The organism is Micromonospora sp. LZ34, assembly GCF_052981855.1.
Window position 1 is genome coordinate 44,787 of the sequence record NZ_JBRIQN010000005.1, and the last position, 16,618, is coordinate 61,404.

Here is a 16,618-nt window from a genome sequence, read left to right on the forward strand (position 1 = left end):
GCATCCTGCCGTTGCCTTTCATAAAGCGCTGGCTAGCTGTACTGCCCAGGGACGTTGGTCAACCTGGTGATGGGTGGTCCCGGTCTGGCCCGCCCAGGCGGTGCCGGGTAGACGCTTCACAGCCACCGGCCCGCCGGGGCGGGTCTCGCGGTCGGCTCCACGTCCGTTTACGGTCTCCGAGCCACTCCCGGCGACCACTAGCTGAGCGAGGTTGCGTGCGGCGTTGAGGTCCCGATCCAGGACCAGGTCGCACGCCTGGCAGGTGAAGGTCCGGATCCGCAGCGGCAGTTTGGGTTTCACCGCACCGCAGCCCGAACAGGTCTTGGAGGATGGATACCAACGGTCAGCGACCGCGAGCTGGCCGCCATTCCAGACGGTCTTGTAGCCGAGCTGTCGGCGGATCTCGCCGAACCCGGCGTCGCTGATGACTCGGGCCACGCGGCGGTTGCGCACCATCCCGGCCACATTGAGGTCCTCGACCACGACGGTGCCGTACTCGTCAGCTAGCCGACTGGTGAGCTTGTGCAGTCCGTCGCGGCGCAGGTTCGCCACCCGGGCATGGTGTCGGGACAGCCGCTTCGATGTCCGCTCCCATCGCCGGGAGGCGGTCATGGGGGTGCGGGTGGCCGGGTCGTAGGGGCCGCGCTTGCGGGCCAGGGCGCGCCCGATGCGGCGAAGTCTTCGCTGGGCAGCATCCAGGTGGCGGGGATTGGGTTCGACATCGCCGGTGGACAGCACCGCCAGATGGTGGATGCCGACGTCGACACCGACCACCCCCGCCGGTCTGCTCGGCTTACGCTCTGATCGTTCAACTTCGCAGGTGAACGCCACATGCCAGCGGCCCGCCTCGCGCCGCACCGTGGCGGACAGGATCCGGGCGGTGCCGGCCTCGAGCCGGCGGGCCAGCTTACGGGCCGACTCGTGCAGCTTGAGCCGACCCAACCGGGGCAGGGTCACATGCTTGCGGTCGGGCTCCACGCGGATGACCCCGGTGGTGAACCGCACGGACGGGGTCGTTCGGCGCTTCGACTTACGCCGCGGGAAACCGACCGACCTACCGGCCCGTTTGCCGCAGCGGGAGTCGGACCAGTTCCTCAACGCGCGGGCAAGCCCGTCCAGGCCGGTGTTGTACGCCTCCTTCGAGCACTCCCGCCACCACGGCGCCACCTCGTCCTTGGCTTGGTTCCACTCACGGCGTAGCGCCGGTAGCGTCCAACCAACGGCCGGGGTGAGCTGATCATCGCCGATGCCGTAGGTACGTTCGGCGGCCCGCTGCGCCATTACCGCCTTCACACGGTCCAGGGCCCAGTTGTGAGCCTTCCTTGCCGCACCGGCGTGACGGGCCAGGTCCCGTTCCTGACCGGGGGTCAGGTCCAGAGCGAAGCGATACGCCTGCATCACTTTCACGCGACACCACTCACGGCCTCGTCAACGATCTGCTTGGCCTGGCCGAGAGCCATGATCGCCCGAGCACGAGCGATCGCGTCCATGTCCTCCTGGGTCGGCACGACGTCACGCCAACCCCAAAATCCGCCGGCGGCGTTGATGATCAGCTCACGTACCAGCCCTGGAGGCCGGTCATCCTTCGGCCCGTGCTCGGGTATGCAGTAGTAGCCGTCACACGGCTCAATCTTGGACGGCCTGAGCGTCTGTGTCCTCGCGCAGCCATTGCACCCCACCACGACCTTCCGTACAACCATCAGCGCTCACCCGCTTGTGACGGCCTCAACTGCACGGCGGACACGGCTCACCGCCGCACGACGCCCATACAGGCGGGCGCAAAGACTGGTCAAAATCTCGGTTACATCCCGCGCCAAGTCGTCGTCAACCTCCGCGGGGTCGACGACCAGAAGGCGCCGCCCCTGCGCGGCCAGCGCCGCCTCGACATACTCGGCGCCGAAGCGAGCGAACCTGTCGCGGTGTTCCACCACGATGGTGGTGACCGACGCCTCACGCAACAGGGCGAGGAACTTCCTCGCGTGCCCATTGAGTGCGGAGCCGACCTCAGTCACCACCCGCGACACCACCAGCCCTTGGCCAGTGGCCCACCCTGTCACCCGGGCAACCTGACGGTCCAGGTCGGCGCGCTGGTCCGCCGACGACACCTGCGCATACACAACGACCGACTCCGCTGCGGGCTCCGTCGAGCCCGGCACCTCCACCAGGATCAGCCGTCCAACTTTGCGAGCGGGGACGGTAGCCGGCCTTCCCGGAACCACCGGTACGCGGTGACGTGGTGCACGCCTTCGCGCTCCGCCCACTGCTTCAAGTTCACTCACACATCATAAAACATCATCAATAGACATTTGTTGACAGCCCGGAATCGTGGCAGTCACCGTTCGCCGCGAACGGTGACGATCCGCGATCTGATCGCAGGTTCGTGGCCAGCGGAGCAGAGTCGGCGGATGGTGCGAGCCGGCGCGACAGCGGCCGCAGAGGCACGCATCCGCGGGCACCGGCGGGAACTGCTGCACGTGCTGGTGCCGACGGCGCGACGCGCAGCCCGTACCACCGTTGCGCCGGCTGCCGATCGACATGGCGGCGGTGGTCGTGCACCGGACCTCCCTGCTGCCCGACGAGCATGTGCAGCTGGCCCGCCCGCCCCATACGACCACCGCCCGCGCTGATCGACGTGGCCGGCTGGGCGACGGGGGTGCGTCAGGCGCAGGCGTTACTGGCAGCCGGCTGCCAGCAGCGGCGGGTGCTGCCCGAGGAATTCGGCACCGTGCTCGAGCAGTGCCGCTGTAGATCATGGACAGTTACCTTTCGCCGTGAACGGAAGGTGCCCAAGATCTCGACTCCGGCGGTGGTCAGCCGAGCGAGCGAAGAGACCGTAGCGTCCGGGCGGTCATTCCCGTTACACCGACACGCCTGCGGAGAGTGATGAATTTTGCCGAACCGGTGGCTTCCGGTGGCACGTCCGCGCAGGTCAGACCGATCACCTGATGTCGACGTCCGTCACGCCCTGTGCCATCATGTGCTGTCCCCTCGATCCACTCCGGAGGAATCCTCATGCCACAGCGTCGGCGCGTGGCGCGCGCGGCCGTTTCTGCTGCCGCCGCCGCGGCCTGCCTCACCCTTGCCACCCCGGCCTGGGCGTCCAGCACCACCATTGAAATCAACCCGGACCACAAAGACGAGACGGCGGCCGGGTTCGAGACCCAGGACTGCAACGACGAGAAGTTCGACGACCTGCCGGCCGGCTACGACGGCTGGCACTTCGTGCTGCCCCAGGGCGGCGGCGACTTCAAGAGCCTGACGCTGACCTTCTCGAACGGCAGCGGCACGGTGACGGTGAAGGTGCCGGATCCCACGGACCCCTACACCGACTTCCTCGACTCGACCGGCGGCAAGGACCCGCAGGTCAAGCACGCCTACGTCTTCACCCCGGCCGGGTGGACGCTGGTCGACGGCAGCGCCGTGGTCGACGGCGAGGCCGACAAGTTCAACCTGAGCCACACCTGCGCCGGCACGTCGACGCCGACCACCCCGACCACGCCGACCACCCCGACCACGCCCACGACCCCGACCACGCCCGCGACCCCGACCACGCCGGCTTCGCCGTCCGGGTCCGTGACGCCGTCGACCTCGGTCACGCCGTCCACCTCGGTCACGCCGTCGGAGAGCAGCGGCGTCGGGGGCGGCAGTGGCGAGAACGGCGGCGGCCTGCCGCTGACCGGTGTGGCCACCACCAGCATCGCGCTGGGCGGCCTCGCCCTGATCGGTGGCGGCACCCTGCTGGTGCTGCGCCGCCGGCGGGACAACATCACCTTCACCAGCTGATCTGACGCAGCGCCCGAGCGGCCGCCGGACACCTGTCCGGCGGCCGCTCGCGTGTCCGGGTCCGTACCGCCGACCGGCCGCGCGACCCACCCGACGGCACGCCCGTCGCGGTCGTCGGCGGCGCCGGGCGGGCACCCGCGGCAGTCCGGATCTGATCCGTTCCCAGCCGCGATCCGTACTCACGGGTAACCCGGTCGACGGCGCCCGGAGATACATCACATCATCGATAGTATTAGATGCTCTGACCGCGTACGCCCAGCTCAGTGCGACTGGACGCGACCGTTTGTCGCGGTCGGGACCGGCTTTTCGCGGGCGTCGCGTTCCGGCATACGAACGTACTGTTGCCGGGCCGCAGCACGGCGCGCGACAGTACGCGACACCAGCGGTGCCATCGACGCCGCCGCTCCCCGGACGACCCTGAGGAGATCGCGATGGCTCTACGACTCGCCGACGGCACCGCCTGGTCGGACACCCTCGCCCGCGCGGTGGCCGCCGCCCCGGAGGCGTTCGGCCCACCGGCCGACGGCATCACCACCCTGCACAACCTCGTCGAGGGTGACTGGCGCGCGGTCGGGGCGCCGACCCCGGTCCGCACGCCGGTGGACAACACCGTCCTGGTCAACCTGTCCCGGTTGGACGCCGGGACCGCCCGGGCCGCCGTGGCGCACGCCGCCGCCGCGCACCGGGACTGGGCCGCGACGCCGCTGGCCGAGCGGAAGGCCCGGGTCACCGACGCGCTGGACGCGCTCACCGCGCACCGCGACCTGCTCGCCCTGCTGCTGGTCTGGGAGATCGGCAAGCCATGGCGGCTGGCCTGCGCCGACGTGGACCGGGCGCTGGACGGCGTGCGCTGGTACGTCGGCGAGATCGACCGGATGCTCGCCGACGGCCGGGAGCCGCTGCCCGGCCCGGTCAGCAACATCGCCTCCTGGAACTACCCGATGAGCGTGCTGGTGCACGCGGAACTCGTGCAGTTGCTGGCCGGCAACGCGGTCATCGCCAAGACGCCGTCGCAGGGCGGGGCGGTCTGCCTGACCGTCGCGCACGCGCTGATGCGCCGGGCCGGGCTGCCCGCCACGCTCCTCTCCGGCAGCGGCGAGGAACTCTCCGAGGTGCTGGTCCGGGCGCCGGAGATCGGCGCGGTGGCGTTCGTCGGCGGGCGGTCCAACGGTGGCAAGGTGGCCGCCGCGCTGCTCGACTCCGACAAGCGGCACTTCATCGAGCAGGAGGGGCTCAACGCCTGGGGCGTCTGGAACTTCTCCCAGTGGGACCTGCTCGCCGGACACCTGAAGAAGGGCTTCGAGTACGGCAAGCAGCGCTGCACCGCGTACCCGCGGTTCGTGGTGCAGCGGGACCTGGTCGACGAGTTCCTCGACATGTACCTGCCGGTGGTGCGTTCGGTCCGGTTCGGACACCCCCTCGCCGTCGACGAGGACTGGTCCGCCGGCGACCCGCTGCCGGAGCTGGATTTCGGCCCGCTGATCAGCGCCGCCAAGGCCGACGAGCTGCGCCGCAAGGTCGACGAGGCGGTACGCGGCGGCGCGGTGCCGCTGCACCGGGGCAAGCTGGACGGCGCGCCGTTCCTCGACGGGCAGGACACCTCCGCGTACGTGGCGCCGGCGGTGCTGCTCGCCCCGCCCGGGCGGTCCCGGCTGATGCACGCCGAGCCGTTCGGGCCGGTCGACACCATCGTGGTGGTGGACACCACCGACGAGCTGCTGGCCGCGATGAACGCCTCCAACGGCGCGCTGGTCGCCTCGCTGGCCTGCGACGACGAGGACGAGGCGGCGAAGCTCGCGGTGGACCTGCAGGCGTTCAAGGTGGGCATCAACAAGCCCCGTTCCCGGGGCGACCGGGACGAGCCGTTCGGCGGCCGCGGCGCCTCCTGGAAGGGCGCCTTCGTCGGCGGCGACCTCCTGGTGCAGGCGGTCACCCAGAACGGCGACGACCGCCTCTACGGCAACTTCCCCGACTACAGCAGCTACCCCGCCACCTGACCCGACCGCTTCCCACTCGCGCGATCCTGCCCTTTCGGCCCGCGGCATGTGCCGGTCCGCCGGGGGCGGAAAGTGCGGGATCGCGCGTGGGTTCCCCGGGGTCAGCGGGGGTGGACGGCGGTGGGGGCGGTCAGGGGGACGGTGAGGGTGAGGAGGGCGGCGTCGCGCTCGCTCCTGGTCGGCCGGGCCAGGCGCCGCAGGGTGTGCAGCATCGGGGTGTTCTCCGCCTGGACGTGCAGCACCAGGGCCGCGTACCCGGCCCGCTCGGCGTGCCCGACGAGTCGCCGCAGCAGCGCCGAGCCGAGCCCGCGCCGCTGCCAGTCGTCCCGGACCAGCAGCGCCACCTCGGCCTCGTCCCCCTCGGCGAGCAGGTTCGCCATCGCCACCACCGGCTCCCCCGCCCCACCGCAGCCGGGCGCGGCGGCAAGCAGGGTCAACCCGCGCGCCGGTTCCAGCAGCCGGCGCAACCGGGTCGGCGCCGGCGTCGCCGCCCCACCCAGGTAGCGCCGGTGCCGGCTGCGCGCCGAGCACGCCTCGTGCAGCTCCACCACGCCCGCCAGGTCGTCCGCGCCGGCCGGTCGTACGCCCACCTCGGCGCCGTCCGGCAGGACCAGGGTCACCTGCTCGGCCGCCCGGCGCCCGACGGTCGCCGCCAGCTCGACCAGGGCCTGCGCCCGGGCGTACTCGGCCGGGGTGAAGTCGGGGGCGGTCCGACGCAGCACGAAGGACCCGCCGCCCGGGTCGGCCAGCAGCATGGTGCGCTCGGTGCTGCCGCCGCGGACGCCGGCCGGCGCGGGCCGCCAGCTGACCGTGTCCGCGCCGAGCAGAGTGCGCAGCGCCTCCCCGGTCGCGTCCGGGTCGCGCACCAGCCGGTTGGCCAACCCGAGCACCCGGGTCGGCTGGTCGGCCAGCCCGCGCGCCTCGCTGCGCGCGACCCAGCAGTCCCGCCCCCGCCCCCGCTCCACGGCGGCGACGAGGTCGGCCTCCTCGAGCGTGTCCGGCGCGTCGACCAGGAAATCGTCGACCGCGCCCCGCTCGGTGGTGTGCACCTGCACGGTGAGGATGTTGACCCCGCGCAGCGCGAGGCTGGCCGTGAGCACCGACAGGTAGCCCGGCCGGTCGTCCACGGTGGCTCGGATCCGCCACAACGTCATGGTTGCCTCCCTTCCCCGGGTACGACCCTCGCCGGTGGCTGTTGCCGGCCGGTTGCCCCGGGGTGACGGCCCGGGAACCGCGGACGCGACCTGCGCCACAGCGGTGCCGGCGGCCGGACCGCCACCGGCCGGCGGCGGGGGGTCGCCGCGGGTCAGGGGCCGGCGACCACCGGCGGCGCGCCGACCAGGTCCAGCCGGTCGCCGAGGATCACCGCGCTGGCCCGGACCAGCTGCGCCAGCCGGTCCACCTCGGTGGTGTGGAACGCCGGCGCGGCCAGCGGGTCGGTGCGTTCCCGGGCGACCACCAGCACCAGGCCGGCCCGGCCGAACGGGGCGACCGCGAAGTGGCCGCCGTCGGGCGTGTCGACCGCCCGGGCGCGCAGCGGGGTCACCTCCGGCAGCCGCGGCGGTACGGGCGCCCGCCAACTGGCGTGCCCGACCGTGGGTTCCCCGCCGCCGGCCCGGGTGGCCCAGTTCAGCGGCACCACCGCGGCGACCGCCCAGTCGGCGGCGAGCAGCCCGGGCACCGCGTCGACCAGGGTGGCGACCCCGTCGACCGGGTTCGCCGCCACCTGGGCCAGCAACTCGGCGTCCTGCCCGGTGGTGGTGGGCGCGCCGATCGCCCGCCACACCCCGTCCACCCGCACCCCCGGGATCGCGGCCAGGCCGGCCAGCAGCCGCTCCACCCGGGCCGCGCCCGGCCAGACCACGGTGAAGTCGTCCACCGCCCGCCCGCCGAGCCGTTCCAGCACCACCACCTGGACGATGTCCGCACCGGAGACGCCCATGGTGCGCGCCACCTGGCCGAGCGTGCCCGGACGGTCCGGCAGGGTGACCCGAACTCGCAGCAACATCTGTGTACCCTCCGCTCGGCGGGCCGGCAGCGCGGCCGGCAGGCTGGGCACCAGCCTGATCGTTGCCCATTTCGTCCCTGTTGCCGCGGCATGTCCCGGGGGCAAAATCCGACCTTGACAAGCCGGTCGGGCTGCCATCAACTAGTCGGATGACCGATCCGGCCGTCGACGCGCTCCGGCCGGGGACCGCCCCGGCCACCCCGCCGGAGCGGGGCTCCACCCCCACCGCGTCCCCCGTCGGGCTCGACCTCGACCGGCTCGCCGGCTACCTCGCCGAGCACCGGCCCGAGCTGGCCGCCGGCCCGCTGCGGGCCCGGCTGATCGCCGGCGGCAAGTCCAACCTGACCTACCTGCTGCACGCCGGCGAGCACCAGGTCGTGCTGCGCCGCCCGCCGCTCGGGCACGTGCTGGCCACCGCGCACGACATGGCCCGGGAGTTCCGGGTGATCTCCGCCCTCGCTCCCACCGACGTACCGGTGCCGGCGGCGCTGCTGCACTGCCCGGATCCGGAGGTGATCGGCGCGCCGTTCTACCTGATGGAGCGGGTGCCCGGCGAGGTGTTCCGCACCCGCGCCCAGACCGACCCGCTCACCGCCGACCAGCGGCGGGAGCTGGCCATGGCGATGATGGACACGCTGGCCGCGCTGCACGCCGTCGAGCCGGCCTCGGTCGGGCTGGCCGACTTCGGCCGGCCGGAGGGCTACCTCGCCCGGCAGGTACGCCGCTGGGCCGGCCAGCTGGAACGCTCCCGCAGCCGGCCGCTGCCCGGCATCGAGGAGCTGCGCGACCGGCTCGCCGCCACCGCGCCCGAGGGCGCCAACGCCGGCCGGATCGTGCACGGCGACTACCGGCTGGACAACCTCCTCGCCACCGTCGACCCGGTCGCCGTCCGGGCGGTGCTCGACTGGGAGATGGCCACCCTCGGCGACCCGCTGGCCGACCTGGGGCTCCTGCTGACCTACTGGGACGTGCTCGGCGACAGCGAGACGGCCGCCGGCAACCCGGTCGCCGACGGGCTCGGCCCGCGGGCCGGCTTCCCCACCGGCGCCGAGCTGATCGAGCGCTACGCCGGCCGCGGCGACGTCGACGTCGGCCCGCTGCACTGGCACGTCGCGCTCGGCTGCTTCAAGCTCGCGGTGATCTGCGAGGGCATCCACTACCGGCACACGCTGGGGCAGACCCTCGGCGAGGGCTTCGACCGAATCGGCGAGATGGTGGCACCGCTGGTCGCGCACGGGTTGACCGCCGCCAGGGAGCGCTGATGGACTTCGCGTACGACGCCCGCACCGAACAGCTGCGCGGGGAGCTGACCGCGTTCCTGGAGCAGCACGTCTACCCGGCCGAGCCGGTGCACGCCGAACAGGTCGCCGCCACCGGCGACCCGTGGGCCCGGCCGCCGGTGATGGCCGAGCTGAAGGCCGAGGCGCGCAGGCGCGGCCTGTGGAACCTCTTCCTGCCCGACCCGCGCTACGGCGCCGGGCTGACCAACCTCCAGTACGCGCCGCTGGCCGAGCTGACCGGGCGCAGCCCGCACCTCGCCCCGGAGGCGGTCAACTGCGCCGCCCCGGACACCGGCAACATGGAACTGCTCGCCGAGTTCGGCTCCGAGGCGCAGCGGAAGCGCTGGCTGGAGCCGCTGCTCGAGGGCGAGATCCGGTCGGCGTTCTGCATGACCGAGCCGGAGGTCGCCTCCTCCGACGCCACCAACATCGCCACCCGGATCACCCGGGACGGCGACCACTACGTGATCAACGGCCGCAAGTGGTGGTCGTCCGGGGCAATGGACCCGCGTTGCGAGGTCTTCATCGTGATGGGCAAGACCGACCCGGGCGCCGACCGCCACCGCCAGCAGAGCATGGTGCTGGTCCCGCGGGACACCCCCGGGGTCACGGTCCGCCGGGGCATGACCGTCTTCGGCTACAGCGACGCCCCGCACGGCGGGCACGCCGAGGTCGACTTCGTCGACGTACGGGTGCCGGCGGAGAACCTGATCGGCGCGGAGGGCACCGGGTTCGCCATCGCCCAGGCCCGGCTCGGCCCGGGGCGGATCCACCACTGCATGCGGCTGGTCGGGATGGCCGAGCGGGCCCTGGAACTGCTCTGCCGGCGGGCCAGCGAGCGGGTCGCGTTCGGCCGGCCGTTGGCCGAGCAGGGCGTGGTGCGGGAGTGGATCGCCGAGTCCCGGGTGCGGATCGAGCAGGCCCGGCTGCTGGTGCTCAAGACCGCCTGGCTGATGGACACGGTCGGCAACAAGGGCGCGCACACCGAGATCCAGGCCATCAAGATCGCCACCCCGGCGATGGCCGAGTGGGTGATCGACAAGGCGATCCAGGCGCACGGCGGCGCCGGGGTCAGCCAGGACACCCCGCTGGCCGCCCTCTGGGCCCAGGCCCGCACCCTGCGCCTGGCCGACGGCCCCGACGAGGTCCACCGCGCCTCCCTCGCCCGTCGCGAACTCCGCCGCTGGACCCCCGCCCCCGCCTGACCAGGATGTGCCGGGTGGGCTCGGCCCACCCGGTCTCCCGGCCGCTGCCAGGTGGCGGCGGCCGGCTGCCCGGTAAGAATCGCATCACCGCGAAGGTGATCGAGCCGATCCACCAGGCGGCCACCGCCATCGCCCTGCCGAGCTACTGATCACCCCGGCGCCGTCCGGGTGATCGGCCGGGGCGCGGTGCGGGTCAGGCGGAGGCGCGCTCGATGAGTTGAGTGTCGAGGAGGATGTGCGGGGAGGGCAGCTCGTCGCCGCGGATCCGGGCGACCAGCAGGCGGGCCATCTGCCGGCCCATCTCCTCCACCGGCTGGAACACGGTGGTCAGCGGCGGGTCGGCCTGCCGGGCGACCGGCGCGTCGTCGAAGCCCACCACCGCCACGTCCTCAGGCACCCGCCGACCCGCCTCGCGCAGCGTCCGCAGCGCGCCGAACGCCATCAGGTCGGAGGCGACGAAGACCGCGTCGAGGTCGGGGCAGACCTCCAGCAGCCGCCGCATGGCGGCCGCCCCGCTCTCCTCGCTGAAGTCCCCGTACGCCACCAGGTCCGGGTTGACCCCGCCCCCGGCGGCCTTGACCGCCTCCTTGTAGCCGGTCAACCGGGCCAGGCCGGCGCCCATGTCCTGCGGGCCGGCGATGGTGGCGATCCGCCGCCGCCCCCGGCCGGCGAGGTACTCCACGGCCCGGCGGGCGCCGCCGACGTTGTCCACGTCGACGTACCAGGCCGGCTGGGCGCCCGGTTGCAGCATCCGGGCCGGGCGGCCGCCGAGCACGGTGGGCAGGCCGCGCTCCTCGAGCAGGGTGGGCAGCGGGTCGGCGTCGTGCAGCGACAGCAGCAGCACCCCGTCGACGTGCTGGTTGGTCAGGTGGTGCTCGACCCGCTCCCGCTCCACCGGGGACTGCGCCATGGCCAGCCAGAGCTGCATCGGCGTCTCCAGCAGGCCGGAGCTGATGCCGCGCACGATGGCGGCGAAGAACGGCTCGGTGAACACCCGGTCGCCGGATTCGGAGACGACCAGCGCGACCGAGTCGGTGCGCTGGGTGACCAGGGCGCGGGCGGCTCGGTTCGGCACGTACCCCAGCTCGGCGATGGCCTGCTGCACCGCGGCCCGGGCCTCCGGGCTGACCTGGGGCGAGCCGTTGACCACGCGGGACACCGTCCCGCGGCCGACGCCGGCGCGGGCCGCGACCGCGTCGAGGGTCGGGCGCCCGAGCGACCGGGTGCGCTGCGTTGTCATCGTCTGCTCCTCCGACGTCGGGCGGACCCGGCACACCTGCGCGAGGTGGCGCCGGGACCGCCCGGTACTGGCTGGTCCCCGCCTATTGTGCGGCCAGACCGTTGCGTCGGATCACCTCGGCGTACCACCTGGCGCTGGACTTGGGGATGCGGGTCTGGCTGTCGTAGTCGACGTAGATCATGCCGAACCGCTTGGTGTAACCCCAGGCCCATTCGAAATTATCCATCAGCGACCAGGCGAAGTAGCCGTGCAGGGGCACCCCGGCGCCGATCGCCTCGTGGGCGGCGCGCAGGTGGGCGTCGAAGTAGGCGAGCCGGTCGGCGTCGTCGACCTCCCCGTCGGCCACCGTGTCGACGAAGGCCGACCCGTTCTCGGTGACGTAGAGCGGCAGGTCGGTGTACTCCTCGTGCACCCGGCGCAGCGTCTCCACCAGGCCCGGCGCGTCGATCTCCCAGTCCATGTCGGTCACCGGCACGCCGCGGGTGACGAACCGGACGTCCTCGCTGCCCGGCCAGCACGACGGCGACCGCCAGTACTTCTCCGGCGCGACCCCGTCGACCGGGGCGGCCACCAGGTGCCGGCTGTAGTAGTTGACCCCGACCAGGTCCAGCGGCGTGGAGATCACCGCCAGGTCGCCGTCGCGGACGTGCCCGAAGTCGGTGACCGTGGCCAGGTCGGCCTGCACGTCGGCCGGGTACGACCCGCGCAGGATCGGGTCGAGGAAGAACCGGTTGGCCAGCCCGTCGATCCGCCGAGCGGCGTCGGCGTCGGCGGGCGAGTCGCCGGCCGGCGTGACCGGGTAGAGGTTGACCGTCACCCCGACCTCGGCGTCGGGACGGGCCGCGCGCAGCGCCTGCACGGCGAGGCCGTGGCCGAGCATCAGGTGGTGCCCGGCCCGGACGGCGTCCGCCCCGTTCGAGCGGCCCGGCGCGTGCACGCCGGAGCCGTAGCCGAGGAACGCCGAGCACCACGGCTCGTTGAGCGTGGTCCAGTAGCGCACCCGGTCACCGAGGGCGTCGGCGACCAGCCGGGTGTAGTCGGCGAACCGGCCCGCGGTGTCCCGGGCCGGCCAGCCGCCGGCGTCCTCCAGCGGCTGCGGCAGGTCCCAGTGGTAGAGGGTGAGCCACGGCTCGATGCCGTGCGCCAGCAGCCGGTCGACCAGCCGCCGATAGAAGTCCAGCCCCTCGGCGTTGGCCGGACCGGAACCGCCGGGCTGCACCCGGGACCAGGAGACCGAGAACCGGTACGACCTGAGCCCCAGCTCGGCCATCAGCGCGATGTCGGCGTCGAGCCGGTGGTAGTGGTCGCAGGCCACGTCGCCGGTGTGCCCGGCGACCACCCGCCCCGGCGTGTGGCTGAAGGTGTCCCAGATCGACGGGGTCCGGCCGCCCTCGGCCGCCGCGCCCTCGATCTGGTACGCCGCGGTGGCGGCGCCCCAGAGGAAGCCGGGCGGGAAGGTCAGCGGCGGGCGCTCGTCGAGTACGCCGAGGGCGGGTGGGGTGGCGGGGTTGCTCACGACTTGACGGCGCCTTCCATGATGCCGCCGATGATCTGGCGGCCGAAGATGATGAACACGATCAGCAACGGCAGGGTCGCCAGCGCGGTGCCGGCGAACAGGGCGGTGTAGTCCGTCTGGTACAGGCCGGACGAGAGGATCTTGAGGGAGTACTGCACCGTCGGGGTGTCCGGGGTGAGCACGATGAACGGCCAGAGGAACTCGTTCCAGGTCTGCATGAAGGTCAGCAGTCCGAGCACCGCCGCGGCCGGACGCAGCGCGGGCAGCACGACGTTCCAGTAGATCCGCCAGGTCGAGCAGCCGTCGAGGCGGGCCGCCTCGATCAGCTCGTCGCTGACCGCGGACATGGCGTACTGGCGCATCATGAACACCCCGAAGCCCTGCACCAGGAACGGCACGATGACCGCCTGCAGGGTGCCGGTCCACTCCAGCTCGACCATCATCAGGTAGAGCGGGATGATGCCGAGCTGGGTCGGCACCATCATGGTCAGGATGATCACCAACAGCAGTCCGTTGCGGCCCCGGAACTTCAGCTTGGCGAAGGCGAAGCCGGCCAGGCTGGAGAAGAAGATCACCGAGACGGTGACGATGCTCGAGACCACGGCCGAGTTGACCAGCCCGTAGAGGAACGCGGCGTCCTCGTTGGCGAGCATCCGCTCGATGTTGTCGAAGAGCAGCCCGCCCGGGGTGGGCGGCATCTCGTAGACCGCGCTGTTGTCCCGGGACGCGACGATGAACGACCAGACGATGGGGAAGATCGACAACACCGAGCCGATGATCAACGCGAGATAGGTCAGCGGGCTGGCCTGCCAGAGCTGGGCACCGGGGGCACGGCGGCGCCGGCGGGGCGGCCGGGCGCCCGGCGGCGGAGCCACCGAGCGGGGCAGGGCCTGGGTGGTGGTCATCGCTGCTCCCCCTTCACCGACCGGCGGACCAGCGCGAAGTTGATCAGTGCGAAGACAATGATCATCATGAACAGCATCCAGGACATGGCGGCGCCGTAGCCGTACTCGGCGTTGCCGGTGAAGGTCCGCTCGTAGATGTACATCGCCAGGGTCTGGAACTCGTGCTCCGCGCCACCGCGGATCATCCCGTAGCCGTACATCAGCGGCTCGGTGAAGATCTGCAACCCGCCGATGGTGGAGATGATGGCCGTGAAGATGATGGTCGGCCGGATCAGCGGCACGGTGATCTGCCAGAACTGCCGCCACGCCGAGGCACCGTCCAGTGACGCCGACTCGTACAGGTCCTTGGGAATGGCCTGCATGGCGCCGAGGTATATCAGGGCGTTGTAGCCGGTCCACCGCCAGTCGACCATCGCGGCGATCGCGGACCAGGAGGCGAAGCGGTTGTCCCGCCAGGCGACCGGATCGATGCCGACGGTGCCGAGCAACCAGTTCACCAGCCCGTACCGGTCGGCGAAGATCAGCGCGAAGATGATGCCGACCGCCGCCACCGAGGTGATGTTCGGGATGACGATGCCCATGCGCAGCAGCGTCCGGGCGCGCAACTGCCGGTTCAGCATGTTGGCGAGCAGGAGCGCGACGATGAGCTGCGGCACCGTGCTGAGCACGAAGATGCCGACCGTGTTGTACGCGGCGTTCCAGAACTGGCTGTCCGCCAGCAGCTCGCGGTAGTTCTCCAGCCCCGCGTACTCCTTGGTGCCGCTGAGCAGCTCGTAGTCGAAGAGCGAGACGTAGACGGTGTAGAGGACGGGGAAGAGGCCGAAGATCCCGAAGAGGACGAAGAACGGCGCGACGTAGAGGTACGGCGAGTACTTGATGTCCCAGCGGCCGAGCCGGTACGAGGTTCGACGTGGTGCGGTTGGCGGGCGGACTGGCGTGGCAGCGTGCCGTGGCGGTGCCGCGCCGACAGTAGAGCTCATGGCAGGTCCTTCCGGGGTGGGCGGCGGTGACCTGGCGGCGGCGCCCACCCCCGTGTCGGGGTGGGCGCCGCCGCCGGCCCACGGGCACCGTGGGCTCGGCAGGTCAGCGGCGACTCAGCTGGTCGCCTTCTTGGCCTCGTCCATCGCCTTCTTCCAGGCGGCGTCCGAACTGAGCTGGCCGCGCTCAGCCGCCTGCATCTGCGGCTCGACGATGGTCTCCCAGATCTGCTGGTGCTTGGCGCCGAGGAAGACCGGCTTCATGTTCTTGACGCTCTCACCGAAGATCTGGCCGGTGGGCGCGCCGCTGAAGTAGTCGCTCGTCTTGTCCTTGAATGCCGGATCCTCGAGGCCGGCGATGTCGGACGGCATGGCGCCCGCCTCCTTGAACGCCGCCAGGTGCCCCTCCTTGCTGGTCAGGTACTTGGCCAGCAGGTACGCCTCCTTCGGGTGCTTGGTCTGGGCCGGGACGGCGAGGTAGGAGCCGCCCCAGTTGCCGCCGCCACCGGGGATCTTGGCGATGTCCCACTTGCCGGAGTTGGCCGGCCCGGACCGCTGGGCGATGACTCCCTCGGTCATCCAGGCCGGGCAGGGGAGGGTGGCGAAGGCGGAGTTCTTGAAGGCCGCGTCCCAGTCGGCGCTCCACCGCTGTGCCTTGGCGGTGAGGCCATCGGCGGCCATCTGCAGGCCCATGTCCCAGGTCTGCTTGACCACCGGGTTGGTGTCACCGATGAACTTGTTGTCCTTGTCGAAGAAGAAGGTCTCGGAGTTCTGCATGACGTGCGGCTGCATCAGGCTGGTGGCGCTGTCCAGCCAGGCCGCCTTGACCTTGCCGCTGGCCTTGAACTCCTTGCCCAGCGCGATGTAGTCCTGCCAGGTGCTGATCCGCTGGGAGACCTCGTCGCGGTCGGTGGGCAGGCCCGCCTGCTGGAACAGGTCCTTGCGGTAGCACATGGCCAGGCCGCCGACGTCGGTGCCGAGACCGATCAGCTTCTTGCCGTCGGCAGTCATCGCGTTGTTCCACTTCCACTCCGGGAAGTTGGACTTCAGCTCGCTGGCACCCAGGTCGAGCAGGTTGGCGAACTTGTCGTGGTTCTGCACGTACTGCAGGAGCACGCCCTCTTCCAGGCCGACCACGTCGCCGGCGCCGCTGCCCGCCGCCAGCCACTGCACCAGCTTCGGCTGGAAGTCGCGCAGCTCGCCCATCTTCTGGTGCTCGACCTTGATGTTCGGGTTGGCCGCCTCGAAGTCCTTGATGGCCTGGTCGTAGCCGAAGTTCTGGAAGGTCTGCAGGACCAGCTTGACCTGTCCGCCCTCGCCACTTGCCTCGTCGTCGTTCTTCTTGCTGCACGCCGTGCTGCCGAGGGCCACGCCCACGGCGAGCGCGGCGACCGCGACAGTGCGGAATCCTCGCCCGATGACGCTCATCCCTGACCCCTCTCAGGTGGTGGTTCGTGTGGTGGTTGCGGATGCCTGACGCTGCTTCGTCGGTGCCGGCTTCCGGAGGTGTTCCAGGCTCGTGTGAGGTCCACCCGCCGCCGAGCCGGGCGGCGGGCGAGTACGCACCCGTCGGGAGCGCTCCCATGAGATTGCTGGGGCGTTTCAGGGGTGTCAATAGGCCACTGGGAGCGTTCCCAGATCGTTACCGCGCCACCGTCGTACGCCGTCGCCGCGCGCGGCGGACAGCGGCCGGCGACCGGCGGGTGC

14 protein-coding genes and 1 pseudogene are annotated in these 16,618 nt (G+C 71.8%); 5 read left to right on the forward strand and 10 right to left on the reverse strand.

Annotation, left to right across the window (positions count from 1 at the left end; all coding sequences use genetic code 11):
* Window positions 1-18 precede the first annotated feature (18 nt).
* From tnpB to ACVCAH_RS07905, 3 genes and pseudogenes are all read right to left on the reverse strand, one after another.
* Window positions 19-1,398 carry an IS607 family element RNA-guided endonuclease TnpB gene (tnpB, locus tag ACVCAH_RS07895; protein WP_447135604.1) on the reverse strand — a complete coding sequence of 460 codons (1,380 nt, stop codon included), beginning with the start codon at window positions 1,396-1,398 and terminating at the stop codon, window positions 19-21.
* A gap of 5 nt (window positions 1,399-1,403) precedes the next feature.
* The gene (locus tag ACVCAH_RS07900) at window positions 1,404-1,700 is read right to left on the reverse strand and encodes a hypothetical protein (RefSeq protein WP_447135386.1); all 297 of its coding nucleotides are present in this window, start codon (window positions 1,698-1,700) and stop codon (window positions 1,404-1,406) included.
* Between the two features lie 6 nt (window positions 1,701-1,706).
* Window positions 1,707-2,275, reverse strand: a pseudogene (locus tag ACVCAH_RS07905) (IS607 family transposase).
* Between the two features lie 755 nt (window positions 2,276-3,030).
* Here ACVCAH_RS07905 and ACVCAH_RS07910 point away from each other — a divergent pair.
* Window positions 3,031-3,783: an LPXTG cell wall anchor domain-containing protein gene (locus ACVCAH_RS07910; RefSeq protein WP_447135387.1), complete on the forward strand. Its 753-nt coding sequence runs from the start codon at window positions 3,031-3,033 to the stop codon at window positions 3,781-3,783.
* Between the two features lie 431 nt (window positions 3,784-4,214).
* A complete protein-coding gene (locus tag ACVCAH_RS07915) occupies window positions 4,215-5,780 on the forward strand; it encodes an aldehyde dehydrogenase family protein (RefSeq protein ID WP_447135388.1) in 1,566 nt (521 codons plus the stop codon).
* Window positions 5,781-5,881: 101 nt separating this feature from the next.
* Here ACVCAH_RS07915 and ACVCAH_RS07920 read toward each other — a convergent pair whose 3' ends face one another.
* Window positions 5,882-6,934: a GNAT family N-acetyltransferase gene (locus ACVCAH_RS07920; RefSeq protein ID WP_447135389.1), complete on the reverse strand. Its 1,053-nt coding sequence runs from the start codon at window positions 6,932-6,934 to the stop codon at window positions 5,882-5,884.
* A gap of 152 nt (window positions 6,935-7,086) precedes the next feature.
* Window positions 7,087-7,788, reverse strand: coding sequence for an amino acid-binding protein (locus tag ACVCAH_RS07925; RefSeq protein ID WP_447135390.1), 702 nt, complete (start codon window positions 7,786-7,788; stop codon window positions 7,087-7,089).
* 149 nt (window positions 7,789-7,937) lie between these two features.
* On the opposite strand from ACVCAH_RS07925, the gene ACVCAH_RS07930 reads away from it, so the two are divergent.
* From ACVCAH_RS07930 to ACVCAH_RS07940, 3 genes are read left to right on the forward strand one after another with little or no spacing between them, the layout of a single operon-like run.
* Window positions 7,938-9,050 carry a phosphotransferase family protein gene (locus ACVCAH_RS07930; RefSeq protein ID WP_447135391.1) on the forward strand — a complete coding sequence of 371 codons (1,113 nt, stop codon included), beginning with the start codon at window positions 7,938-7,940 and terminating at the stop codon, window positions 9,048-9,050.
* Window positions 9,050-10,273, forward strand: a complete 1,224-nt coding sequence (locus tag ACVCAH_RS07935; protein WP_447135392.1) for an acyl-CoA dehydrogenase family protein — start codon at window positions 9,050-9,052, stop codon at window positions 10,271-10,273. Before ACVCAH_RS07930 ends, ACVCAH_RS07935 begins: the two co-directional genes overlap by 1 nt.
* Window positions 10,274-10,287: 14 nt before the next feature.
* Complete coding sequence (locus ACVCAH_RS07940; RefSeq protein WP_447135393.1) at window positions 10,288-10,422, forward strand: hypothetical protein; 135 nt, start codon at window positions 10,288-10,290, stop codon at window positions 10,420-10,422.
* Window positions 10,423-10,466: 44 nt separating this feature from the next.
* Here ACVCAH_RS07940 and ACVCAH_RS07945 read toward each other — a convergent pair whose 3' ends face one another.
* The 5 genes from ACVCAH_RS07945 to ACVCAH_RS07965 form a co-directional block, all read right to left on the reverse strand.
* Window positions 10,467-11,513 (reverse strand): LacI family DNA-binding transcriptional regulator, encoded by a 1,047-nt coding sequence (locus tag ACVCAH_RS07945; RefSeq protein WP_447135394.1) that lies wholly within the window; start codon window positions 11,511-11,513, stop codon window positions 10,467-10,469.
* Between the two features lie 82 nt (window positions 11,514-11,595).
* Window positions 11,596-13,029, reverse strand: a complete 1,434-nt coding sequence (locus ACVCAH_RS07950) for a GH1 family beta-glucosidase (protein WP_447135395.1) — start codon at window positions 13,027-13,029, stop codon at window positions 11,596-11,598.
* Window positions 13,026-13,934, reverse strand: a complete 909-nt coding sequence (locus tag ACVCAH_RS07955; protein WP_447135396.1) for a carbohydrate ABC transporter permease — start codon at window positions 13,932-13,934, stop codon at window positions 13,026-13,028. Before ACVCAH_RS07955 ends, ACVCAH_RS07950 begins: the two co-directional genes overlap by 4 nt.
* Window positions 13,931-14,914, reverse strand: coding sequence for a carbohydrate ABC transporter permease (locus ACVCAH_RS07960; RefSeq protein WP_447135397.1), 984 nt, complete (start codon window positions 14,912-14,914; stop codon window positions 13,931-13,933). The genes ACVCAH_RS07955 and ACVCAH_RS07960 overlap by 4 nt, the downstream gene beginning before the upstream one ends.
* A 114-nt stretch (window positions 14,915-15,028) precedes the next feature.
* Window positions 15,029-16,339 (reverse strand): extracellular solute-binding protein, encoded by a 1,311-nt coding sequence (locus tag ACVCAH_RS07965; RefSeq protein ID WP_447135398.1) that lies wholly within the window; start codon window positions 16,337-16,339, stop codon window positions 15,029-15,031.
* Window positions 16,340-16,618 lie beyond the last annotated feature (279 nt).